Annotated in this window: 23 protein-coding genes and 1 pseudogene; 5 read left to right on the top strand and 19 right to left on the bottom strand. The window is 66.9% G+C overall.

Annotation, left to right across the window (positions count from 1 at the left end):
- Positions 1–83 precede the first annotated feature (83 nt).
- From LAO51_02485 to LAO51_02405, 17 genes and pseudogenes are all read right to left on the bottom strand, one after another.
- Positions 84–356, bottom strand: coding sequence for a hypothetical protein (locus LAO51_02485; protein MBZ5637604.1), 273 nt, complete (start codon positions 354–356; stop codon positions 84–86).
- 155 nt (positions 357–511) lie between these two features.
- On the bottom strand, positions 512–1,228 hold the full coding sequence (locus tag LAO51_02480) for a hypothetical protein (GenBank protein MBZ5637603.1): 717 nt from the start codon (positions 1,226–1,228) through the stop codon (positions 512–514).
- Positions 1,229–1,457: 229 nt separating this feature from the next.
- The gene (locus LAO51_02475) at positions 1,458–5,765 is read right to left on the bottom strand and encodes a S8 family serine peptidase (GenBank protein ID MBZ5637602.1); all 4,308 of its coding nucleotides are present in this window, start codon (positions 5,763–5,765) and stop codon (positions 1,458–1,460) included.
- 121 nt (positions 5,766–5,886) lie between these two features.
- Positions 5,887–6,891 (bottom strand): proline iminopeptidase-family hydrolase, encoded by a 1,005-nt coding sequence (locus LAO51_02470; protein MBZ5637601.1) that lies wholly within the window; start codon positions 6,889–6,891, stop codon positions 5,887–5,889.
- Between the two features lie 110 nt (positions 6,892–7,001).
- Positions 7,002–7,667 (bottom strand): PilZ domain-containing protein, encoded by a 666-nt coding sequence (locus LAO51_02465; protein ID MBZ5637600.1) that lies wholly within the window; start codon positions 7,665–7,667, stop codon positions 7,002–7,004.
- A gap of 504 nt (positions 7,668–8,171) precedes the next feature.
- Positions 8,172–10,631, bottom strand: a complete 2,460-nt coding sequence (locus tag LAO51_02460; GenBank protein ID MBZ5637599.1) for a carboxypeptidase-like regulatory domain-containing protein — start codon at positions 10,629–10,631, stop codon at positions 8,172–8,174.
- Positions 10,632–10,877: 246 nt separating this feature from the next.
- On the bottom strand, positions 10,878–11,342 hold the full coding sequence (locus LAO51_02455) for an SRPBCC family protein (GenBank protein ID MBZ5637598.1): 465 nt from the start codon (positions 11,340–11,342) through the stop codon (positions 10,878–10,880).
- Positions 11,343–11,437: 95 nt separating this feature from the next.
- Positions 11,438–12,331 carry a restriction endonuclease gene (locus tag LAO51_02450; GenBank protein ID MBZ5637597.1) on the bottom strand — a complete coding sequence of 298 codons (894 nt, stop codon included), beginning with the start codon at positions 12,329–12,331 and terminating at the stop codon, positions 11,438–11,440.
- 131 nt (positions 12,332–12,462) lie between these two features.
- Positions 12,463–12,684, bottom strand: coding sequence for a helix-turn-helix domain-containing protein (locus LAO51_02445; GenBank protein MBZ5637596.1), 222 nt, complete (start codon positions 12,682–12,684; stop codon positions 12,463–12,465).
- Between the two features lie 65 nt (positions 12,685–12,749).
- A pseudogene (locus tag LAO51_02440) lies at positions 12,750–13,067 on the bottom strand (type II toxin-antitoxin system RelE/ParE family toxin).
- 270 nt (positions 13,068–13,337) lie between these two features.
- Positions 13,338–13,664, bottom strand: a complete 327-nt coding sequence (locus LAO51_02435; protein ID MBZ5637595.1) for a hypothetical protein — start codon at positions 13,662–13,664, stop codon at positions 13,338–13,340.
- A 134-nt stretch (positions 13,665–13,798) separates the two neighbouring features.
- Positions 13,799–14,050: a BrnA antitoxin family protein gene (locus LAO51_02430; protein MBZ5637594.1), complete on the bottom strand. Its 252-nt coding sequence runs from the start codon at positions 14,048–14,050 to the stop codon at positions 13,799–13,801.
- Positions 14,028–14,306, bottom strand: a complete 279-nt coding sequence (locus LAO51_02425) for a BrnT family toxin (GenBank protein MBZ5637593.1) — start codon at positions 14,304–14,306, stop codon at positions 14,028–14,030. Before LAO51_02425 ends, LAO51_02430 begins: the two co-directional genes overlap by 23 nt.
- A 379-nt stretch (positions 14,307–14,685) precedes the next feature.
- Positions 14,686–14,898: a type II toxin-antitoxin system HicA family toxin gene (locus LAO51_02420; GenBank protein ID MBZ5637592.1), complete on the bottom strand. Its 213-nt coding sequence runs from the start codon at positions 14,896–14,898 to the stop codon at positions 14,686–14,688.
- Positions 14,895–15,101 carry a type II toxin-antitoxin system HicB family antitoxin gene (locus LAO51_02415; GenBank protein ID MBZ5637591.1) on the bottom strand — a complete coding sequence of 69 codons (207 nt, stop codon included), beginning with the start codon at positions 15,099–15,101 and terminating at the stop codon, positions 14,895–14,897. The genes LAO51_02420 and LAO51_02415 overlap by 4 nt, the downstream gene beginning before the upstream one ends.
- Before the next feature lie 161 nt (positions 15,102–15,262).
- Positions 15,263–15,520, bottom strand: coding sequence for a hypothetical protein (locus tag LAO51_02410; GenBank protein ID MBZ5637590.1), 258 nt, complete (start codon positions 15,518–15,520; stop codon positions 15,263–15,265).
- Entirely contained in the window at positions 15,483–15,764 is a 282-nt protein-coding gene (locus tag LAO51_02405) for a BrnT family toxin (GenBank protein ID MBZ5637589.1), read from the bottom strand. Before LAO51_02405 ends, LAO51_02410 begins: the two co-directional genes overlap by 38 nt.
- A 217-nt stretch (positions 15,765–15,981) precedes the next feature.
- Here LAO51_02405 and LAO51_02400 point away from each other — a divergent pair, with 217 nt between their 5' ends.
- From LAO51_02400 to LAO51_02385, 4 genes are all read left to right on the top strand, one after another.
- The gene (locus tag LAO51_02400) at positions 15,982–16,314 is read left to right on the top strand and encodes a type II toxin-antitoxin system RelE/ParE family toxin (GenBank protein MBZ5637588.1); all 333 of its coding nucleotides are present in this window, start codon (positions 15,982–15,984) and stop codon (positions 16,312–16,314) included.
- Positions 16,307–16,639, top strand: a complete 333-nt coding sequence (locus LAO51_02395) for a helix-turn-helix transcriptional regulator (protein ID MBZ5637587.1) — start codon at positions 16,307–16,309, stop codon at positions 16,637–16,639. The genes LAO51_02400 and LAO51_02395 overlap by 8 nt, the downstream gene beginning before the upstream one ends.
- Positions 16,640–16,756: 117 nt before the next feature.
- Complete coding sequence (locus tag LAO51_02390; protein ID MBZ5637586.1) at positions 16,757–17,869, top strand: IS110 family transposase; 1,113 nt, start codon at positions 16,757–16,759, stop codon at positions 17,867–17,869.
- 440 nt (positions 17,870–18,309) lie between these two features.
- Positions 18,310–19,353, top strand: coding sequence for an IS110 family transposase (locus LAO51_02385; GenBank protein ID MBZ5637585.1), 1,044 nt, complete (start codon positions 18,310–18,312; stop codon positions 19,351–19,353).
- Positions 19,354–19,801: 448 nt separating this feature from the next.
- Here the strand turns inward: LAO51_02385 and LAO51_02380 are convergent, their stop codons facing one another.
- Together LAO51_02380 and LAO51_02375 are read right to left on the bottom strand one after the other, a co-directional pair.
- Positions 19,802–20,104 carry a type II toxin-antitoxin system RelE/ParE family toxin gene (locus LAO51_02380; protein ID MBZ5637584.1) on the bottom strand — a complete coding sequence of 101 codons (303 nt, stop codon included), beginning with the start codon at positions 20,102–20,104 and terminating at the stop codon, positions 19,802–19,804.
- Entirely contained in the window at positions 20,101–20,382 is a 282-nt protein-coding gene (locus LAO51_02375; GenBank protein MBZ5637583.1) for a type II toxin-antitoxin system Phd/YefM family antitoxin, read from the bottom strand. Before LAO51_02375 ends, LAO51_02380 begins: the two co-directional genes overlap by 4 nt.
- 397 nt (positions 20,383–20,779) lie before the next feature.
- Here LAO51_02375 and LAO51_02370 point away from each other — a divergent pair.
- On the top strand, positions 20,780–20,932 hold a 153-nt coding region (locus LAO51_02370; protein MBZ5637582.1), incomplete at its 3' end, for a transposase.

The following is a 20,932-nucleotide window of genomic DNA, read 5'->3' as shown; positions in this document are numbered from 1 at the left end:
CCCGAGGCATCACCGGTCCGGGCGAGTGGAGGGAGGCGCGCCGAGCGACGCGCCTCCCCTCGCCCCGCTCCCGAGCTGCCCAGCTACTGGGAGATGATCACCCGGGCGCAGGAGGTGTAGCCGTAGCACCCCGCAACGCACAGGTTCGAGAAGTAGTGGGCCGAGCCGTCCTGGGCCCTGCAGACGACGGGGTCCCAGTTGGCCGGGCAGATGCAGCCGCTCCCGCCGGGGGGATTCCTGATGACGTCGAACACCTGCCCCCCGCCGTTGTCTCCGAACCCCGCGAGCGCGACCACGGAGGCCGCCGCGGCCAGCAGTAGCGCTGCGGTCACGAGCCAAATCGAGTTCCTTCTCATGGCGTCTCTCCTCTCGAGTGCGAGAGGCTCGTTGCGGAGCCTCCCGGCGACGCCACGAACGTACCGCGCGCGTTCCGCCCCGTGAATCGACCGGCGGCGACTGGATGTTGGGGATCCACAACCGCGCGGCCCTCGGGACGGCCCAACGGCCAGGGTCAATTGCAGGAACTCGAGTTCCCCTGCCAGGTGCCGTTGTCGCTCCCGGCCTGCCAGGTCCCGGTCATGCCGGTGCCGCTCAGCGTCCCGGTCGCCGTTCCGCCGGCGTAGGTGAGGCTGACCGCGCTGCCGGTGAGCGATCCGGTGAGCAGTGCCCCGCCCCCCGCGCCCGAGTAGCTTCCGACGAGCGTCGAGCCGCCTTGCACGAGGTTCCAGGTCCCGCTGTCGGCTCCGTCGAAGGTGCCGCAGTACACCGTGACGTTCCCGCCGCCGCTCGACACGAGCGCGATGAACGTCCCGTCCCCGTCGGGGCCCGTGAAAGTCCCACCGAGCGCGCTGTTCGCGATGCTCCCCGTGATCGTATAGCCGCCGCCCGAGACGGTGAGAGGCCCGGTCGGGAGAACGAAGGTGCCGGTCAGCGTGATCGTGGCGCCGCCGACGACGTGGAGGGTTCCCGTGACCGCCACCGAGGTTTCCAGCACGGACATCGTCGAATGCGCCGCTGCGCTGGAGCCCGCGATGTCCAGAGCGATCGTGCCGCTGGTCGCGCCGCTGCCGCCGGTCAACGTGCCGGAAAACGAAATCGGGTTCGTGCCGTTCGACGAGGACGAGCTGCTCCCGCCGCACCCCGCGATCATCGCCAGCGAAAGCAGGGCGACGATCGCGAAGTGGAGATGCAGACGTGTAGGGGCGCGGAGGGTACGCGAGGCTTGCATGTTGCGATCTCCGATAGTGCCATCGCACCGAAAGGACCCCTGGACGCTTCTCATCCCTTTCCCCGGCTCGCGGGGTGCTTCGAATCGAGCGATCCTCGGGGTTCGTGGCGGGGAATCTACGCCGACGGGGTGGAGAAAGGTATCGGTTTTTGACCGGGAACGATCCTGGAGCGGTGGTGACGCCGCACCAACCCCGCCCGGCGGAAGCGCCGGGCGGGGCCGGGACGCCTCAATATCGGAACTGCTGAACCTGGACTCCACCCGGTCCGTACGTCCACGCGGTGCGAGTGGACGGGTCGACCTGGATCCCTCGCTCGTTTCCCACGAGGGAATTCCCCCCGAAGACCTCCGAGAGGAAGTTGAACTGCGGCAGCAGGGCGACCTGGTGGCCCGAGTTCGAATCGAACACTCCCACCGCGCTCATGGCGTTGTTGTCCTCGAGATACGTGTCGGCGGCGGTGAAGCCGACGAGCAGGAGACGGTTGACCGGGTCCACGACGGGGAAGAGCGGCGAGCGGGCGTGGAGATCGGCGAGGTTCGACGCGCGGAGCGTCGTCGATTTCACGGTCTGGTACTGCGCGATCGGGAACAGCCGGGGGAACGCGAAGATGGGGCCCGTCGTGAGGTACGCCACGCGGTCCCGCTGGTCCGCCGCGAGGCCGGTGACGCAGTTGGCGACCGGGGCCACGTCCGCGGCGACACCCCGGTCGAGATCCACCGAGGTGACGGCGCCGTCGAAGAACATGCAGAGATCCCCCCAGAGCATGTTCACGAGCACCGCCCTGCCCGAGGACGCGTCGACGTCGAGCGTGGTGAAGAAACCCAGGTTGTCGGTGCCGTTGTCGGCGAAAACCGCCGAGCCGAGCGCCCCCTGGGCGAGGTCGAACGGCAGCACGTTGTCCGAGAAGTCGGTGCCGCTCCAGCCGAGGAGCGCGGCGCGGTGCCGCCCGGCATCGACCCGCCCGCCGATGATGGCGAACCCCTCGGCGCTGTCCACCGGCACGCTCGCGACCTTCGCGCCGGTCAGCGAGTCGTACGACTCGACGTCCTGCAGCGTGCCGTACCAGTCGTAGCGGATCGTCGCGGTGCGGTGGAGCGTGGGATCGCTCCCGAACATGTAGTAGGCGCTCTGGCCCGTCGGGTCGCTCGCGAACGGCGCGCCGTAGGCCCCGGTCGCAGGGGCGTACGGAAGGAGCGCTCCGTCCAGCAGGTTCCCGAACGCGTCGTACCCCGTGGTGGCGACCATCGAGCCCCCGGCGGACACGATGTCGAAGTCGTTCACCGTCTCGGCACCCGGGGTGACGCCGTCGTCGAACGACAGGCCGGACACGGGCGAAGCCGCCCCGACCACCTTGCCGCCCTTCAGGGCGAGCACCCGCGCCGTATAGAAGAGCGACGACGGAAGGCCGAGCGCCAGGGCGTCGAGCGTCACGCTTCCCGCGGCGCCCGGCAGCGGGTACCAGAGCGTCGAGCCGGCGTCCACGCCGTTGGCGTCGCGGCGGTCGCCGTTCTGGTTCGTGAAGTTGTTGATCGAGCCGTACAGGGTCGGGCCGGGGGCGGAGATCTCGAGCGCGGCCCCGGTGGCGCCGGGAAAGGCGCCGGCGTCCCACTGCACGGTGAAGCGTGGCGCGGCCCGGGTGACCCCCTCGCTGTAGCCCGGGGCGCCGCCGTCGACGGTCAGCACGGGCGCGGGAGGCCGGGTCTCGCCCGCGGCGCCGCCGACGCGCACGGTCGTGAACCAGCCGTAGGCGCCGCCTTCCGAATCCTGCTGGATCCCGAGGCCGTAGATCCCCGCCCCGCCCGTGAACGCGTCCGCCGGGATCGTGACCTGGGTGTCGTTCGCGCTGATCGGGATGACCCGCTCGTTGCGGAACAGCGGCGCGGCGGCGGGGCTCCAGTGATCGATGGACGATACGACGAGCTGCGGCTTGACGACCTGGCGCACGTGGGCCAGGTCGTAGCTCACCTTGAACGGCTTTCCCGGGGAGACGACGCTGGGGCCGATGGGCGGTAGAGCCTCGGAGTACGTGCCGTCGCTCGGACCGAAGGTGAGCGCGAGGGACGTCGAGGCGAGGACTTGCCTGCCGCTCCGGATCTCGTAGACGAGGGGCACGGTGCGCGGCGAGGCGGAGACGACGCCGAGACCCGCCGCGGCGAGGATCTGGGCCGGTCGCATCCTGAAGACCGGATCGCTCCGCGTGAAGGTCTTCGCGCCGATCGTGAGCGCGTACGTGGCGCTCGGGGCGGCGCCCCTCGCGACGATGTCGGGCGCGATCGTGATCGGTCCGGTGAGGTTCTGTCCTGAAGGTGGTGCGAAGTCGACCGGCGGACCTTCGAGATCGATGGCCGCCGGGTCCGTCGCCTCGACGAAGGTGGCCCCCAGGTCGCTGAATGCCTGCCGGTGCGCCACCCCCAACCGGACGATCGACGGAGCGCTCTCGCGTCCGAGAGCCGACTCCACCGCAGCGGTCACGTCGATCTGGCGGCCGACGGCGAGAGGGGTCGCAACCTGCGGCGGGTTGGGCAAGGCGCGGCCGGTGCCCACCAGGAGATCGCGAACGCTCTGGGGAGTGGCGGTCCGTCCCGCGAGGCGCAGGCTCTCGATGGCGACCGCGGCCGCCGCGGCGACCATCGGGGTCGAGGCCGAGGTTCCGCCGTTCAAGACCGGGATCACCGCGTTCGCGGGGCAGGTCGAGCCGTTGCAGGAGTGCACGAACGCCGGGATGTTGTCGCTCGGAGCGGCGAGGTTGACCCGAGAGCCGAATCCCGACGAGAAGAACGTCCCGCCGTTCAGCCGCGTCTCGGGGAAAGAGCCCACCGCGGCGAGCGGGCCGCTCACCTGGGGGGGAGCGCTGAGCACGTCGTCGAGCGTCGACCCGCCCACGTCGATCGCGCCGCTGTCGTCGAGGCGCGACGGCGCCGTGGAGAACGCCACCTGGTCCACGGTCGTAGGGGTCGTGCCCGGGGCGGCGAGGTCGGTGGGGGCGCTGCCTCCGTCGGGACCGACGGCCGCCGGAGTGTAGAGGCGCGTGCCGTCGTTGGCCGCGATGCAGACCACGATGCCGAGGTCGTGAACGATGGACCGGACCGCGGCCCGCACCAGCGGGTCGTCCTCGAGGTAACGGCCCGGGAATCCGTTGACGTCGAAGCCGAATCCGAGGCTCGCCGTGATTACGTCCGGCCGAGGCTCCTGGTTGGCCGCGGCGACGAGGGCGGCGAGAATGTTCGCGATCGTCGGATCGTCCGGCACCACGAGGCGATACTGCGCCCCCGGCGCGATGCCGAGCAGGTCGGTCGCGCCGTCGCCTTGGGCGCCCGGACGCTGCCGGTCGTGGGGAAGCGGCGCCATGACCGCGAAGTCGAGCAGGACCTCGCTCAAGTACGGGTCGACCTGCTCGACCGTGGCCAGCGGATCGAGCGTCCCGTCGAGGGCGGCGCCCCACGCCGGGATGAGCGGCATCGACGGGACGTCGAGGTAGCGCTGGCCGCCGATCTCCACGGTCGTCGGGCCGAAGAACTGCACGTACGAATCCCCCGCGTCCGCCATGGACTGGTCGGTGAGGTCCCCGATCGAGACGTTGGTCACGATCACGCCCTCGCCGGGAAGCTTGCCGAAACGGCGGGACAGGATGTCGAACGCCCCGACGGCGTTCACCCCGTTGCCGTTGAGGTGGCTCTGGAGCGAGAGGGCCAGTCCGTAGTTCGTCGGCAGCGTGGAGGACGGCGCGGAGGAGGAGCCCGAGCCGGAGGCCCCTGAGGGCAGTTCCCCCACCTGCAAAGTCGTGCCGTGGCGTCTACTCGGCAGCCACGAGGGAATCGGTCGCGGTTCGCCCGCCATCGACGAGACCGTCCAGTTCGGGCTGGCGTACAGGACGCCGGGCGCGTCCCGGAGGCGGCGCGCCGCGACCCTGGCGTCGACCCCCTTCAGCCGGACGACCCACGCGTGGGAGAGGTCCCCCCTCGCGAGAGCTCGAGCGCGCCCACCGCCGACCGGCCCCGAGAGCAGCGAGGGGGCCAGCGGCCGCGCGCCGACGGCCCCCGCGTCGCGCAGCGTCGCATCGACCGCCGGATCACCCGTCATGAGAGCCTGCTTCGAGGTCCCGGCCGTGCCCGCGAGGGACCTCGCGACGCCGCTCTCGAGGACGACGATCACCTCGCCCGGCACGTAGCGGCCGCGATCCGGGATCGAGAGTCTCCGGATGATCGAGCGATCGTCCGGCCCCCAGCCGCCGCCCATCGCGGAGTGCCCGCGGGGTCTCTCTACGAACACGGGCCGGACGCCGCCGCGGACGTCCCTGCGCGAGCCGAAGCCGTCGGCCCCGAGGGTGGCCGTGGAGCCGTCGAAGAGCACGTAGCTCCTGGCGCCGCTCGCCGGCTCTCTCGCGTCGACCGAGGCCGCGGTCTCGCCGGTCGCGCGCTTGTTCAACTCGCCCCCCTTGCGGCCGGTCGGAACCGCCGCGCCCGTGGGGAGCGAAGCCAGGAGAAGACAGGCTGCCGTCGATATCGTCAACAGACCGCGCGGAGTGCACGATCGCATGGGAGATCCTCCTCCTCGAAAGGGTTGTACCGTCCGTGCCGACCCGCGAAAAGCTTACGCTGGCGGGTGGGCCCCTGCCACTCTCGGGGCGTAGGCGGACGAGCCTATCGGCGGGGCCGTCTCACCTCGCGGCAGGGTTGAGGAACTCGTCCACCGCGCGATTGAACATCGCGGGCTGGTCGACGAAGGTCATGTGCCCGCTCTTCGGCAGGATCACGAGCCGCGAGCCCGGGATCCTCCCCTGCATGTCGCGGGAGAGCGACGGGTCGGACTCGTCGTGGTCGCCGACCGTGATCAGCGTCGGCACCTTGATCGATCCCAGCCGGTCGGCGTACTCCACCGAGACCAGGTTCCCGTCGATGACGAATTCGCCGTGAGAGCCCCACATCTCCCGGTACAGGTCCCACGCGTTGTTGCCCGTCTGGGTCGGCTCGAAGTTGGGATCGGGCCGGTTCTGGTAGAGGTACGGGAAGTACCCTTCGCCCCAGGCGGCGATCATGTACTCGCTGGTGTAGCGGTTCTTCTCGTAGTCCTTGCCGTGCCCGTAGAGCCCCTCCGCCTCCAGCCTGTCGATGCGCGAGCGCAACCCCGGCGCCATGCCCGCCTTCATCCGGCGGAAGATCTCGTTGAGCCCCTTCGTGGTGTGGAACGTGCTGCAGAGCACGAGGCGCGACAGGTTGTCCTGGTACTTCAGCGCGTACGCCTGCGCCAGCACCCCCCCGAACGAGTGCCCGAGCAGGTTGATCCGGCCGAGGCCGAGCGCCTTGCGCACCGCCTCGACGTCCTCGACCATCGCCTCGACCGTGTACTGCTTGACGTCCTCCAGCTTCTCGGACTTTCCCGAGCCCCGCTCGTCGACGAACACCAGCCGGTTGTGGCGGGCCAGGGGCAGCAGGTACGGCAGGAAGTAGTCGTGGGAGGCGCCGGGACCGCCGTGGAGGATCAGGAGCGGCGCGCCTCGGCCCATCGAGACCGTGTAGATCAGGACTCCGCCCGCGTCGACGAACGCCTCGTCGACCGGATAGACGCCGCTCGCGGGCGCAGGCGCGGCCGCCCCGTCCCCGCGGGCGCAACCGAGCACCGCGAGCAGGCAGAGTCCGAGAGCGATGGCGCTCGAGGTCCTCATGGTCCCCTCCTCCTCGCGCGCAGCGTATCACCGCCGCTGTCGAATCCGCGGTGGAATCGAGATCCCGGGCGGGCGGGAGAGCTCTCACCGGGAGCGGCGCCGTCGGCGAGCTACTTCAGCCCTTGCACGAACATTTTGTACACGGGGGGCGGATCCAGCAGGCGCACGCCCATCCCGCGCGGCCGGCCCGGCTGCAGCCGATCCCGTCTCCAGACGACGACGCCACGAAGCGTCGCGATGCAGCCGAAGATCTCGATCTCGAGTTCCAGGGGTGTATCCACCGCCGGCGGCTCCGGCGCGGTCAGGAACATCCCCTCCGGCGAGAGGTTCGCGGTGGTGGTGAGGGTGGAGATCCCTCCCACGCGATAGCGGATCGAATGGGACCGGCGCCTTCGCGGCGGGGGGCGGCCCGCGATCGCGCCCTCCCGTCGCTCCCAGCGGCCGAAGCCGTCGTGCGGTGCGCGGTTCCGCTCCGAGCACCAGCGCCGAATGAAATCAAGGGCCTTCGCCTGGGCCTCTTCCTCCGTGGAGCCCACGAACTTCAGCACGCCGCTGCACCCTGGGGTGCGCCACGGCGCGAGGGGGTAGGTCACGATCCGCGCCCGCCACCGCGTCTCGCTCGGCGCCACGATCACCCCGCAGAGGTCGACGCCCCTCGGCGCATCCACCGCCATCGCCCAACCGTGCCGCTCCGGCCCCGTCGCTCGCAGCTCGCCCGGGCAGTCGACCGGGTTGCCATGCTGCGTGCAGCAGACCGGGCAGAACGCCTCGTCCATGCCGTGATCGCGTGCAGGAGACGTGCCCTTGAGCCCGGCCCGCCCCGAGTGCCCGCGGACGACCTTGCCGTTACGATCGCGTCGCGCCGATGACGAAATCGTCAGACGCCGGTGGGCCGTGCCGGCCGGCTCGCCGCGTCCGGCACGGTCCGGTTCGCGTGGCGCGCTTTCCGCGCCCCTGGACGAGATCGACTCGCTGGCCGCCCAGCGTCCGAGAGATCAGGAGCTGGTCACCTACTGCTGGAGCGACACCTGACAGGCCAGCGCGAGAGCGGCTCTGCAGTTGGCAGAGAAGGGTTTCTTCTGCAAGGAGATGAACGCGGGCTGGGCGGAATGGACCGCCGAGAATCTCCCGATACACTCGGGGCGGGTCGCGAAGGGCCAGCTGCGCTGCGACTGCTCCAGGATGTAGGCGGCGTTCTTGGCCCGATTGCTTCGTGGCCCGTGGGTCCCGGTGCCGCCCGCGCACTCGACGCGTGAGGCGCCGGGCCCGCTTCCGGACTCTCAATGAACGAACGTGGTTCTGCCCGCCATGACCTCGACGCGCTCCCACGTCGCGGTCACGGCGGAGCACGCGGGATCGGCGCACATCTCGACTCGGTAGGCCCCCGGCAGCGTGCCGGGGAAGAGCGCCTTCCCGTCCGTGAGCGGCCGGACCGAAGGGCTCCCCTCCCCTGCGGTCAGGCGCGCGGCCTTCCCCATGCCTCGCACGTCCACGAGACCTCCGAGCCGTTCGAAGGTCACTCGGATCTCGGCCAGCCTCCCTCGCGCGAGATCGACCTTCTGCTCCGGGGCGGAGACCGACGACGGCACCAGGTAGGGATGCTCCACGGTCACCGCGGCCCGGAACTTCCCCTCCGGCAGGCTCCGGAGGAACGCGCGGTCGGCATGCGTCTCGGCGTCCGGCTCCACGTCCTTGATTCCCTTCACCCCGGCGGCGGGACGCAGGATGCCGCGCACGGCGCCGAGGCGGAGATCGGGAACGGCTTCCTTGGACAGGATCTCCGGCACGACCGCCAGGAGCGGCCCGCATTCGATCTCGACGACCCCGGTGTCCAGCGTCGAGGCCTCCTCGACCGGGTACGTTGCCGCCCCCTCCGGCACGAGGCCGTTCGACGCCCAGCTCCAGTAATCCTGGCCGGAGGGCCGAGCTGCGAGGAGGTACTCGCCGTGGGCGAGGGGCCCCAGGCGGTAACGGTCCAGTCCGTCACCGCCGAGAACCAGGTCGTCCGGCGCGCTCACCGCGCCCGCCTCGAGATCCTTCTTCTGCCAGAGGTCCGCGATGGGCGAGCCCGCCGGGAAGATCCGGAACGAGACCGTCGCCGGCATCGTTCCCCGGTCCGAGCAGGCGAGGCTCCCCGTGAGACTCGCAGCGGGCAGCAAGAGAAGGTCCACGTCGGAGCGAGCCGGCTCGGTGAGGTGGACCTCGATCGACTTCGAGTGCTTCGCGGTCCCCTGCCTGAGAACGACGAAGCGGACGGCGCTCTGCTCGCCGGTCATGCGGGCCTCGACCCGGTAATCCCCCGAGTAGAGACCGGGGATCTCGAGGTGCCCCGTGGCATCCGACAGGGCCGTGCCGGAGCGCTTTGCCGATGCGATCCCCTCGTTGGCGAGCGCGGTCCGGGGAAGCTCTCCCAGTCGGAGGTAGCTCAGCTCGACCTCTCGAATCGGACGGCCCTCCTCGTCGACCGCGCGGGCGTGCAGCGTGGCTCCCTCGCGCAGCGTCACCACGACGCCCGGTGGGTGCTCGGCCTTCGGGTCGTAGTCCGGCGCCTCGGCGGTCCCCTCGAGGAAATCGGCTCGACCGGCGGCGACCCTGTAGCTCCCCGCCGCCAGCCCGCGGAAACGGACGGATCCGCCGTATTTCCCGGTGACGTCCGTCCTGAGGGGGACCGCCGAGAGGCTCCTCTCTCCCGGCGGCCAGACCTCGACGGCGGCCCCCGCGAGCGGCAGGCCGTCCGGCGCCAGGACTCGAACGACGAGCGGCTTGCGTCCGTCGCGCTCGTCGCGGTCTTTCATCGTGAGAAGGAAGTCGAGGCTCCGGGTCTCTCCGGGGACCATCGCGACGTCGACCGATTCGGGCTCCGAGACGAGCAGGTCCTCTCCCTGGGGGCGCACGGTCCACTCGCCGTCGGGCAGCCAGAGCCGGTACACGCAGGGGTCCGGCCATTCCTGGTTGGGAACCACCTGGAAGGTGGATCCACCGCGCGCCAGCGCCGCGGCGATCCAGGGACCGGGCTCAACGAGCGTCGCGACCACCGGGACGACACATCTTCCGCTGGCTTCGCTCATGCGCCCGGTGATGAGGCACGACGCGCTCAGGTACCAGCTCACGATCTGCGGGCGCGGGTCCTCCCTGACGTCGAAGCGGACCGTGTGGCCCGGCAGCGATTCACCGTTCCAGACGACGTCCACGATCAGATAACCCGGCGGAACCACTAGGTCCGCCTCCCATCGGCCCGGCACGAGGAGCCGCTCGGCCCGTCCGAGGACATCGAGGGGGAACTCCATCGTGGGCTGCCCGTCCAGGCCTCGCAGGATTACCCTGGCGTGAGGAACGCCTCCGCGGTCCACTACCTCTTCGCCGCGGAAAAGACTTCCCCTCCAGACCTCGATCTCCACCGCCACCTTCTCGTCTTCCGAGGCGACGGTGAGCAGCGGGGGCGGGGCGAGCGGATTCGAAGCCGGATCGATGAGCCCCGACGTGCCGAGCGTCAGCACGAGGACCACGTAGCGCCCCACCGGCACCGATTCGAACGTGGCCTTGCCGTCCTCTCCGGTGACGCCCGCGAGGAACCGCCTCCGATTCCAACGCGTGACATCGCCGGGGGTCGTGGGGACCTGCATGACGACGCGCTGGTTCGCGATCGGTCCCCCGCCGCGCTCCCGCACCAGCACCTGGACCGTCGCCGCCTCCGCAGGCAGCAGGACGGCGAACCCGAGCGCGATGGCGGCGAGCCTCACGAGGGAGGAGCCTCCTTGTGGCCGATCATACCCCCGGGCGAGGCGGCAGGCCTATCGGTCGACTTCCTTGCGATCCCCGATCTCGATGATCGTGACCGATTCCTCGCCGTCATCGACCCGGTATGCGATCCGATGGTTGTCCTGCCGACTTCGGTGCTTAACGGTGCCTGAGAATTTCCAATGCCCAGGAGGGAACGGGTCGTGCGCCAGCACGCCCCGTGACAACGTGGACCGCAGCTTTACGTGTCAGGCGCCGCCTGCGACATGCGCATCGGGGCGGTGATCCGCCACGAGGTTCAGCTCGACGCCGTGTTCCAAGAACGCCTTGCAACCCGCGAGAGCCAAGCTGAAGCCCCCCATGGAATCGATGGCTTGGGCGACTTTCTCGTCGTCACTTCCGGCAAATCCCGACGCGATGATACTCACGTAAGTGGTGCCATCAGGCCGCGGGGTGAAGATCCACTCGACAGGTGTCGGCCAGTCGATCGAGATCCGACGATTCACTTCGATGGCCTTGACTTCGACGTCGGCCGACACGCCGTACATGTCCCAGTACCACTTCACACGCGCGCCTTGTTCGAGCCTCCCGCTGCCCCTCGTGAACCAGAACCGGCGGGTCACGGCGGGATCGACGAAGGCGTTGAAGACCTCAGCCACCGATCTGCGAATGAGCATTTCAGCGCGGGCAACGGGCGCGAATTGAAGCGGCATGATCTCTCCTCAGCATTACCTGCCCGCGGCAACGTCGGCCGGTCAGGCGCGGGACGCACGGCGGTCCGTCACCGGTAACGGCGTGGGCGACGTTGTCACTTGCGGAACTGCTCGAAGAACGCCGCGTCCACTTCAAACGTCCGCCGCGGTCTCAGGCCTAGCTCAAGCCGCTCGAGCATGTTCACGAGCTTCTCGCCGTCGACGAGCTCGATCGGTGGGACCCCGTCACGCACGGCTTCCTTCCGGGCGTCGGACGTGAATGACCCGGTGGTGATCATGATGCCCTTGTCGGCCCTGCCCATCATGGCACCTCTGAAGTCACGAACCTGACTTGGAGTAACCGAACCTGTGTAGCGCTTGCATTGAAACAGAACCTTGAAACTCACGAGCGCGTTCACCTGCAAAACGCCAATGCCGTCGATACCACCGTCGCCAGATCGACCGGTCACACTGACCTCCTCGAATCCGGACTCGCGGAGAAGACGTTGGCAGAAACGTTCGAACCCCGCCGCAGGAAGGCCCTGGAGACTCGCCGCGACCGACTCCCTGTAGTTGATGAATGTATGCTCAGCGTCGGTCGCGGGGGCCACATGCTCCTCGCCGGCCTGCGCGTCTTCTGGCGCTGATGTCTTCACGCCCGACTTTCCAAACTCAGTTGCAACGGTGCGATAGATCTCCCGGCCCTGGGCAGGAGAGACTCTCCCGAGTGCGCGTGCCTTCTCGGTGAGAGTCCATACCCCATGACGAGACGCGTCGATGTATCCCCCTTTCGCCAGGTAGAACCGTGCCCAGTGGACCTGATTCTCGAAACGAGACTGAACGCCACTCGGCAACCGAAGAGCCTGTTCGGCTTCAGAGATGCTTAGCGCCCTGGCAATTGCACTGCGCACCTCGTCCGGGCGACCGGAGCCGCCGAGTCCTTCGAGCGCGGCAAGTACCGGACCGACGAATCTCACGAACTCGGGCGCCGAATCAGGCTTTCTCGGCATGGCTCCCTCTTCGACTAGTCTGCCCAACGCCGGTGGTAGCCCGCAGGCCGAGAGGCGCGGCGCTTGCCCCGCAAGCGCCGTGACGCGAGGACCGTCGGGTTGACCACGCTGGTCGACAGCGCGCTCGCCAATCAAGCACCCAGCGCGTGCGCGACCGCTTCCGGATTCTGAGCTGCGACCCGCAGCAAAGCCTGGGCAGGTCCGTCAGGGACTCGCCGACCCTGTTCCCAGTTGCGAAGGGTCGCGACGCTGACCCCGATCATCATCGCGAATTCGGTCTGCGACTTCCCGAGGCTGCCGCGAATCGCCTTGACATCCGCAGGCTTGAAAGTCGTCGCGCGGCTGGGGCGCATTTTCTTGCGTCGGATTCGACCTGCCTGCCGGACGCTCTTGATGAGGTCGCTGAAGTCACTCTGCTTCACTTGAACTCCTCTCGGACGGTTCGAGCCAGGACTCGAAGCTGATCCGGGGTCAGGTCCTCCTGGACGGTCTTGGCGTACGCGAAGAGCATGTAGAAGACTTGCTCATCGGGGCGCCAGTCGTAGATCACTCGAACGCCTCATCGCTTTCCGACTCCTCTGGGGGCCCAGCGCACCTTGCGAAGTCCACCAGCGCCCCTGATGAGTGGCCCCTGCTCTGGACGGAGGAGCAGGGCGACCTGGAGGGTCCTGTAGTCCTCGTCTGGCAGCAGGTCCTTCACCCGCTTGGTAAAGACCGGGGGCTCAACGAAGCGCATAGCCTACTATACGCCAATGGCGTATGTTCGGCAACTCGCGTTTCTTCCGCCTGTCGAACGCCGCGCGTCAGGCGCGGGCCGCGCGGCGCGACCCGCGCTTCGCACGGGGCGTGACGCGCGAATGCGTCCGCTGGAACGCGTAGTTCGACGGCGAACTCCCGACCCGTTGACTGCGCCTTGAACCCATCGCGCACAGCCCTGTTCGAGCAGTAGGCGCAGGCTGTAACGCACCGACTCGTGATCGGCCCTCCGTGCCACTTCGCATGCGCTTCACCGTGCCGGTACGGTCCCAAGCACATCGGCCAGCCCGTCGGTGGCAACCGGCAACCAGGCGTCATTGATACGGACGAAGAGCCGACCACGCAGACCGAGTCGGTCGTCTTTGCGGATCATCACACCGACGTCTTCGGACAGAAGCTTCCAGTTGGGCGATGACGTGTCTGGCCCAACGCCTGTTAGGCCGGACGCCTGGCCGCCATTCACCACGACTCCTTGTGCGGCGGCAGTGTCGCCGCGGCCGAGAAGCACGAAGCCCATCATTGCGAGGACCGCGCCGCTTATGGCAGTCACGACCGCGATCAGGAGCTTTCGTTTCATTCCTTCACCTCTTTCCGCTCAGAGTCTGTCGAACGGATAGCGCTCAACTGCAAGCGCGGCCAGCGTGCCATTGTTCCATCGCACGGTATCGGCCGCGCTTGGCAGTTGCAGCGCGTTGGGCCGCATGGCTCAAATCAACCGGTCCTTCGCAATTCCTCTCGGAGAATTCGACGCAGGGTTCGCGCATCGAGTGGCTGCGGAGTCTTGCCCAAGTGCTCGCGAAGCGCGTCGTTGATCATCGTCTGGTAGCCTCGTCCGGTCTCGTCAGCCCGCTCGCGGAACGCCTGCAGCACGTCGTCGTCGAGGTAGATGGTGATCCGGGTCTTCCCGGGCTGCTTAATGACGGCGCCCTGGCGGGCTCCGCTAAAATCGTATTCTTTGCGCATATTGGTGCCGTTCCTTCCTCGACGCGCGGCGCGCCGAGATGAGTCGAGCCGATTCGCCACGTGGGATGAAGACCACGACCACGACGCGAGTCAGATGATCCATGCCGATCGAAATGAACCGGGGTTCGCCTTCGCTCCGTTCGTCCTCGCGGGTGAGTGCCATGGGATCGTAGAGGACACCCTCCGCGTCCGAGAAGCGAATGCCGTGCTTCAGCTGGTTCGCCTTCGCTTTCGCGGGATCCCAGACAACCCTCATATATGTACTATATGCATATTCGGCGCCCGTGTCAAGTTCTGTCGACCCAACGACGGCGCTCAGTTGCGGGATGGGTCGGCGCGACGCGTGCGGAAGCACGCGGCGTGACGGCCCAGACCGTCAACTGGAGCGCCCAGTTAGACAGCCGCATTTTCGAATGACACTTCATGACATCTCCTGACGACCACGCTCGCCGGCGAGTACGTCGGTCTCGAGGAAGTGGACGACGGACTTTGGGACGTATACTTCGGGCCGATCAAGCTCGGGAGGATGGACGAGCGGAAGCTCAGGATCGAGGATCACAAGGGAAGGTGGGTCCGGAAAACAGTGTCACCCATGTCCCCGGCCTAAAGTGTTACCTATCTCCCCGACCGTTCAGTTACAGATCTTGTGGGCGGAGGCCGGTGCGTTTCGCGATTCGCGCGAGCATCCGTGGCCCCAATTCCTCGTCGTCATGAAAGGCGAACACATAGTCAGGCCACCCATCGCGCCGCAAGGTCCGGTGCGAACCTGACTGCCGTTTCTGTTCCCAGCCGATTCGGAGCAGCGCAGCGAGCACCCGTCGTGCTCGCGTGCTCGGCCATTCGCTCATGCCGCCTTGAATGTGATCGTGAGGAGGTCGGGACCGGCTTCGCCATGCTCGAGTCGTTCTGCAACTACGCGCAGCGCGAGTGCCTGCACTTTCGCGGTCGCATCGGCCGACGACCTGCCGTAAGCCATAACCCCTGGCAGGTCAGGCACTTCGGCGATCCATCGGCCGTCGGTTTCCTGCTCAAGTTCGACGATGAAGATCATCTATCGGCGCTCCTTGCCGTCAGATGATACGTCCTGACCGCTGCTTTGGGTAGGTTGGCTTCCCGGCTCCGGCTAGACGTTCCGGCTAAGCTGCGGGCCACGCTGGCGCGGGGCGTGCGGAAGCACGACCCGTGACAGCGGGGACCGGCAGCTTCAGCCGGCTAGCCCGCCCGGCGCGATGGCCGTTTTTCGACCGCCGCGATGGTCGCGCGAAGAAGCGAGTTGACTCGCTTCGAGTCGCGGAAGACTTTCGCGACATCAGCGTCCAGGACCACGACCACTGCGTCGCGTGCCATCTTCCTGGCGAAGCGGTTTGGCCGAGCCTCGCTATAGTCGAAGCGATATTCGCTTTCGATCTCACGCACAGCTCGAACGCCATTGCTACCGCCGCGTGCCTTTCTCGTAGTCTTCACGTTCATGTCGTGTCACTCGACGAGCGCTGATGAGGCGGACTGCCCCACGCCGCTCGCAAAAGGAAACCAAGATCAGACGCCCGCGCCTGGAATGCCCGACGATGATCTCGCGGCCCTCCGTCTTGGAGTGCGCGGGATCGTCGTGGATACGGGCGAGCGGATCCCCGAACACGGTGAGGGCCTCTTCGAAGGGGACGCCGTGCTTTCTACGATTGACCGTCGCCTTTTCGAGACTCCATGTGAATCGCATAGCCATCATTCCCGAGGATAGCACCCGCTGGGCCTAGGTTGTCGATCACCCGCTTCTGGCCGGGCAACGCCCGCGATCAGCTGCGGGATGGGTCGGCGCGACGCGTGCGCAAGCACGCGGTGTGACAGCCCAGACCGGCAGCTGAATCGCGCGGTTAGGTTGCCGGCCTCCAGAACCAACTTGCCAATATGTCCTTGCCGACATATACTGCACCCGAATGAGTTCGACGGACAAGCCCCTGGTCTGGCTGCACGGAGAAGTCAAGACACCACCTCTTTCCCAGCCAGCCAGGATCGAAGCGGGCGTTCTGCTTCGGAGGTTGCAGCGGGGCGAGTCGCTGGGGATGCCGCATTCGAGGCCGATGCCAACGATTGCACGCCGCTGCCATGAATTGAGGATCAACGACGCCAACGTGACGTGGAGAATCGTCTACCGAATCGACCCCGACGCGATCGTCATCGTTGACGTCTTCAGCAAGAAGACGACCGCCACGCCTGCCGCGGTCATCGAGGTCTGTAGGCGACGGCTCCGGGAGTACGACGATGCGTGAGGATAAGAGGAAACGCCTTGAGGCGAAAGGCTGGAAGGTCGGCGGCACCAAGGAGTTCCTGGAACTGTCGGCCGAGGAGGCCGCGTACATCGAACTGAAGCTCAAACTCGCCGACGGGCTTCGAGCGCGTCGGAGACGCCGCCGGTTGACCCAGGTGGAACTCGCGCGGAGAGTCCGCTCGAGCCAATCGCGCGTCGCGAAGATGGAAGCCGGTGATCCTTCGGTGACCCTTGACCTTCTCATCCGCTCTCTACTCGCGCTCGGTGCGTCGAATCGGGAACTCGCCCGAATCATCAGTCTCTCGAAGGGACTTCCAGCAACCTAGACAGTATGACTTCCGGCTTCCGAGTAGGCTGACCTCCGGCAATGTCGCGGGTTAGCCCATTTCGGGCCAGAGCCGCCTGCTGGTCTTGCCACCAGCATTTCGAACCGGAGGTCAGCCATGCAGAAGCCTACTACTCTTTTCGTCGGTCTGGACGTTCACAAGGACTCCATCGCGGTCGCGTACGCCGAGGCGGAGCGGACCGATCCCCCGAGCTTCCTCGGCTCCATCGGTACCCGCCAGGCGGACATCGACAAGCTGATCCGTCGATTGCGCGGCAAGGCGTCTCACCTCGTGCTCGCCTACGAAGCCGGCCCCTGCGGCTACGTGCTTTACCGGTACCTCACTCGCCAGGGGCTGGACTGCCGCGTCGTCGCTCCCTCCCTGATCCCCAAGAAACCGGGCGACAAGGTCAAGACCGACCGCCGCGACGCCGTCGAGATCGCGCTCCGGCTCCGCTCGGGAGATCTCACCTCGATCTACGTCCCCAGCGTCGAGGACGAGGCGATCCGCGACCTCTGCCGCGCCCGCGATGCCGCCCGGGTCCACCTCAAGGCCGCCAAGCTGCGTCTCAAGTCCTTCCTCCTCCGGCAGGGACTCCATTACACAGGAAAGGCCAGATGGAACGACGCCCACCGGCGCTACCTCGCGAAGGTCGTCTGTCCCACCGCCCCGCAACAGATTGTCTTCCAGGAATCCCTCATGGCCGTCGACGAGCAGGTCGACCGACTCGACCGTATCGAGCGGGAGCTCGTCGAAGCCGCTCCGAGCTGGCGCCTCTTTGCCGTCGTCGAGGCCCTCCAAGCGCTCCGCGGCGTCCAGCAGGTCGTCGCCATCACCGTCGTCGCCGAACTCGGCGATCTCACCCGATTCGACAATCCCAGACAGCTCGCCGCCTTCGTAGGATTGATCCCCTCCGAGCACTCCAGCGGCGACAAGCGACGCCAGGGCGGAATCACCAAGACCGGCAACGGACGCGCCCGCCGCGCCCTCACCGAGGCCGCCTGGGCCTACCGCTACAACGCCAAGATCTCGCCGATCATCCAGAAGCGTGTCGAAGCCCTGCCCCCGAACATCCGGGCGATCGCCTGGAAGGCCCAGGTGCGACTCTGCAAGCGGTACCGCCGACTCCTCGCACGCGGCAAGCACGCCAACGTCGTGATCACAGCGATTGCCCGCGAGCTGATCGCTTTCATGTGGGCTATCGCCAAGGAGGTGCCGCTGCAAGCGTGATCGGCATTCCCAGATTCCAGGGCTCCAGCAGAGGCGCGGCCCCGGTATGGCGCAACCCTCGACGACGTTAAGAGGCGGTCTCGGCCGACCCTCGTGCCTAGAGCGAGGCAGGCGCTGGACGGAACCCAGTAAGGTGGTAGCCAACCCACGGATATCAGCAGGATCAACCGTCGGCATTACTGGCCCCGCCTCTGCTCGAACCCTGGATCACGTGGAGGTCAGAACCATGTGAAGATCCGGATCCGGACCCTCTTGACAGTGGAAGTCATATCAACGGCGCGCGTGACCCGCAGGCCGGGCGGGCGCGGCGCTTGCCCAAGCAAGCGCCGTGACCGGACGGACTGGCGGGTCCACGCAGCTGATACTCATCAAGGCCCCCCTCGTTTCCGCCCCCCATGGGCGGAGAATCGGCCTGCAGCAACCAGAAAGGAGGGCCTTGGATGCGATTTTACACCCAGCAGCACACCTACTACTGCGGAATCGATCTGCACGCGCGGACGATGTACGTGTGCATCGTCGACGGCGAGGGGGAGGTCGTGGTCCACAAGAATCTGCGGACCGACCCCGCTGCCTTCCTCGAGCTGATCGCGCCCTTCCGACCCGACGTCGTCGTAGGGGTCGAGTGCATCTTCACCTGGTACTGGCTTGCCGACCTTTGCGACCAAGAGAACATCCCGTTCGTGCTGGGCCACGCCCTCTACATGAAGGCGATCCACGGCGGCAAGGCCAAAAACGACCGCATCGATGCCCACAAGATCGCTGCGCTCCTCCGTGGAGGCATGCTGCCCCAGGCCTACGTCTATCCGAGAGAGATGCGGGCGACCCGGGATCTCCTGCGACGCCGGCTGTACCTGGTCCGCAAGCGGGGTCTCCTCCTCGCCCACATCCAGAACACGAATCACCAGTACAACCTCCCCGCGATCCCCGAGAAGCTCAACTACCCGTCGCATCGGATCGGATTCACCGATCGCTTCACCGATCCCTGCCTCCGCAAGAGCATGGAAGTCGATCTCGTCCTCATCGCCCAGCTCGAACGTCTCATCCGGGAGCTCGAGCTGTACGTCCTTCGGCAAGCAAGAGAGCACGACGCCGACACCTTCCTGCTGCTGCGCTCCATCGACGGGATCGGCAAGATCCTGGCCCTGACGATCCTGTACGAGATTCAGACCATCGACCGGTTCGAGAGGGTCCAGGACTTCGTCTCGTACGCCCGGCTGGTTCGATGCGCCAAGGAGTCGGCCGGGAAACGCAAAGGCACCTCGGGGAAGAAGATCGGTAACGTCCATCTGAAGTGGGCGTTCTCCGAAGCGGCCGTGCTGTTCCTGCGGAGCAATCCCGCAGGCCAGAAGTACCTCGAGCGCCTGACCCGGAAGCACGGGAAGGGCAAGGCACTCAGCATCCTGGCTCACAAGCTGGGTCGCGCCGCCTACTACGTAATGAAGCGGAGGAGGACCTTCGACCTGAGGAAATTCTTGGCCGCATGACGGAAGGGAGCGGGCGAGCCCGACGCCTGACTGGAGCCGTGGGGCCTCAGCCCGCATCGAGGATTGAGATCGTGCGGCGTCGACCGCGACCGATCCTCGTGGACACCGGCCTGGCAACCCCAGCGGTTGATTGGATGCCCGCTCCCGTTCCGACCAAGAGCTTGGTGCCCTGCCCCTCACCCGAGCCTGGAGCTAACGGACGCACACGACGTCGTTCTTTGATGAGGACGGTACGAGGGAACGAATGAGTTTCTAGGCGGCGGCGGCTTCGACCGCTGCAGCGCTGGTTCACGCCAGCGCCAGAGCCTCGATAGGTGTTTGGTGCAGCGCCCAGGTTCTGCACCGTTCGCGAAACGAAGACGGGGCACAGTGACAGGGGACCGTTCCGCGAACTACCGCGGTTCGTAAGGAGGCGTTTCAGTCTTGACGGGACGGGGCCTTATGAGTGTTAGACGTCAGCCTTCCTTCTTGGCTCGTTAGGTATCTGCGCTCCATGCCAGGCCGCAACTACCCAGATCACCTTTCCTTCTCGCCGATAAAAGAACCGATACGGAGGCACGACGACTTCGCGCAAAGGAAGATCAGGGAACTCGGGAATGAGCCTACCCGATTCCGGGTAGCGAAGAAGCCTCCGAAGCGCCTTCGCCGCCCTATTTCGGAATCTCAATGCCGCCCGCGGATCGTCTCTCTGGATGTAGGCGATCGCGGTGAGAAACTGAATCCGCCCCGAGGGCGTGAATCGCACCCTCACGGCTTCCCCCCGCCAAGCAGCGTATCGGCTTCCGCCAGGACGGCATCCAGCTCGAATCCCTTCCCTATCGCGATTTCCTGTTCACCCCGAGCGATGAGACGCAGCAACTGCCGCTCGTGCTCACCCCGTTCGTACTCCTCCATGCTCAGCAGAACCGCAGCTGCCCTGCCCCGCTGAGTGATCACGACCGGTTGTTTCGAGGCCTGTAGACGCTTGATCGCGGCCGCCGCGTCCTTTCGTAGGTCGGTGACTGGAATGATGTTCGGGACCTTAGGCATTCGTGTACCCTCCAGAGGTACGTCCAAAAATACATCCAAGTGCCCCTGTCGGTCAAGCAGCGCCCCATTCCTCTGGACGTCTAACGGCGGCCATGAGCTGCGGGACACGCTGGCGCGGGCCGTGCGGAAGCACGGACCGTGACGGCGTGGACCGACAGCTTGATGGCCATGTTAGCTGGCCTGTTCGTCTTTGGAAGAAGCCATCAGGTGTGCCTTCCGGAAGGCGCATAGTGCAGAGATTAGCTTTGCGCCAACTTTCCAATCGGTACGCTCGAAGGCGTGCCAGACACGGTTTACAAACACTCCGGCCTCGTCATTGTACAGGAAGATCTCGTAATTTACGTTGCCGTGTCGGAACTGCGCTCTCAGGTAGACGTCGCCCGCGCTGTGGCCGATCATGGTGTTCGAGGAAGGGTGCCGGGTGAAGGTGTTCCTGCGATTCCTCAAGCGCCTCGTCCGGCATGTGAAGCAGCGGATCTTCTTGATCGTCGATCGCCATCCGGTACACCGCGCTGCGAGTGTCCAGCGTTGGCTCCGCAAGCACGAAGCC

The organism is Terriglobia bacterium (assembly GCA_020073205.1).
Classification (GTDB): domain Bacteria; phylum Acidobacteriota; class Polarisedimenticolia; order Polarisedimenticolales; family JAIQFR01; genus JAIQFR01.
Note: the sequence above shows the minus strand (reverse complement) of the source record. Positions and strands in the feature narration are given on the sequence as shown.

Bases quoted from the DNA above. Each gene is read 5' to 3' on its own strand.
- LAO51_02450 (MBZ5637597.1), bottom strand. From the start codon at position 12,331: ATGCCGAGAAAGCCTGATTCGGCGCCCGAGTTCGTGAGATTCGTCGGT.
- LAO51_02430 (MBZ5637594.1), bottom strand. From the start codon at position 14,050: ATGCGCAAAGAATACGATTTTAGCGGAGCCCGCCAGGGCGCCGTCATT.
- LAO51_02405 (MBZ5637589.1), bottom strand. From the start codon at position 15,764: ATGCGATTCACATGGAGTCTCGAAAAGGCGACGGTCAATCGTAGAAAG.
- LAO51_02425 (MBZ5637593.1), bottom strand. From the start codon at position 14,306: ATGAGGGTTGTCTGGGATCCCGCGAAAGCGAAGGCGAACCAGCTGAAG.
- LAO51_02475 (MBZ5637602.1), bottom strand. From the start codon at position 5,765: ATGCGATCGTGCACTCCGCGCGGTCTGTTGACGATATCGACGGCAGCC.
- LAO51_02445 (MBZ5637596.1), bottom strand. From the start codon at position 12,684: ATGCGCCCCAGCCGCGCGACGACTTTCAAGCCTGCGGATGTCAAGGCG.
- LAO51_02465 (MBZ5637600.1), bottom strand. From the start codon at position 7,667: ATGGACGAGGCGTTCTGCCCGGTCTGCTGCACGCAGCATGGCAACCCG.
- LAO51_02470 (MBZ5637601.1), bottom strand. From the start codon at position 6,891: ATGAGGACCTCGAGCGCCATCGCTCTCGGACTCTGCCTGCTCGCGGTG.
- LAO51_02375 (MBZ5637583.1), bottom strand. From the start codon at position 20,382: ATGCCTAAGGTCCCGAACATCATTCCAGTCACCGACCTACGAAAGGAC.
- LAO51_02485 (MBZ5637604.1), bottom strand. From the start codon at position 356: ATGAGAAGGAACTCGATTTGGCTCGTGACCGCAGCGCTACTGCTGGCC.
- LAO51_02395 (MBZ5637587.1), top strand. From the start codon at position 16,307: ATGCGTGAGGATAAGAGGAAACGCCTTGAGGCGAAAGGCTGGAAGGTC.
- LAO51_02410 (MBZ5637590.1), bottom strand. From the start codon at position 15,520: ATGAACGTGAAGACTACGAGAAAGGCACGCGGCGGTAGCAATGGCGTT.
- LAO51_02400 (MBZ5637588.1), top strand. From the start codon at position 15,982: ATGAGTTCGACGGACAAGCCCCTGGTCTGGCTGCACGGAGAAGTCAAG.
- LAO51_02390 (MBZ5637586.1), top strand. From the start codon at position 16,757: ATGCAGAAGCCTACTACTCTTTTCGTCGGTCTGGACGTTCACAAGGAC.
- LAO51_02415 (MBZ5637591.1), bottom strand. From the start codon at position 15,101: ATGATCTTCATCGTCGAACTTGAGCAGGAAACCGACGGCCGATGGATC.
- LAO51_02435 (MBZ5637595.1), bottom strand. From the start codon at position 13,664: ATGAAACGAAAGCTCCTGATCGCGGTCGTGACTGCCATAAGCGGCGCG.
- LAO51_02480 (MBZ5637603.1), bottom strand. From the start codon at position 1,228: ATGCAAGCCTCGCGTACCCTCCGCGCCCCTACACGTCTGCATCTCCAC.
- LAO51_02455 (MBZ5637598.1), bottom strand. From the start codon at position 11,342: ATGCCGCTTCAATTCGCGCCCGTTGCCCGCGCTGAAATGCTCATTCGC.
- LAO51_02385 (MBZ5637585.1), top strand. From the start codon at position 18,310: ATGCGATTTTACACCCAGCAGCACACCTACTACTGCGGAATCGATCTG.
- LAO51_02420 (MBZ5637592.1), bottom strand. From the start codon at position 14,898: ATGAGCGAATGGCCGAGCACGCGAGCACGACGGGTGCTCGCTGCGCTG.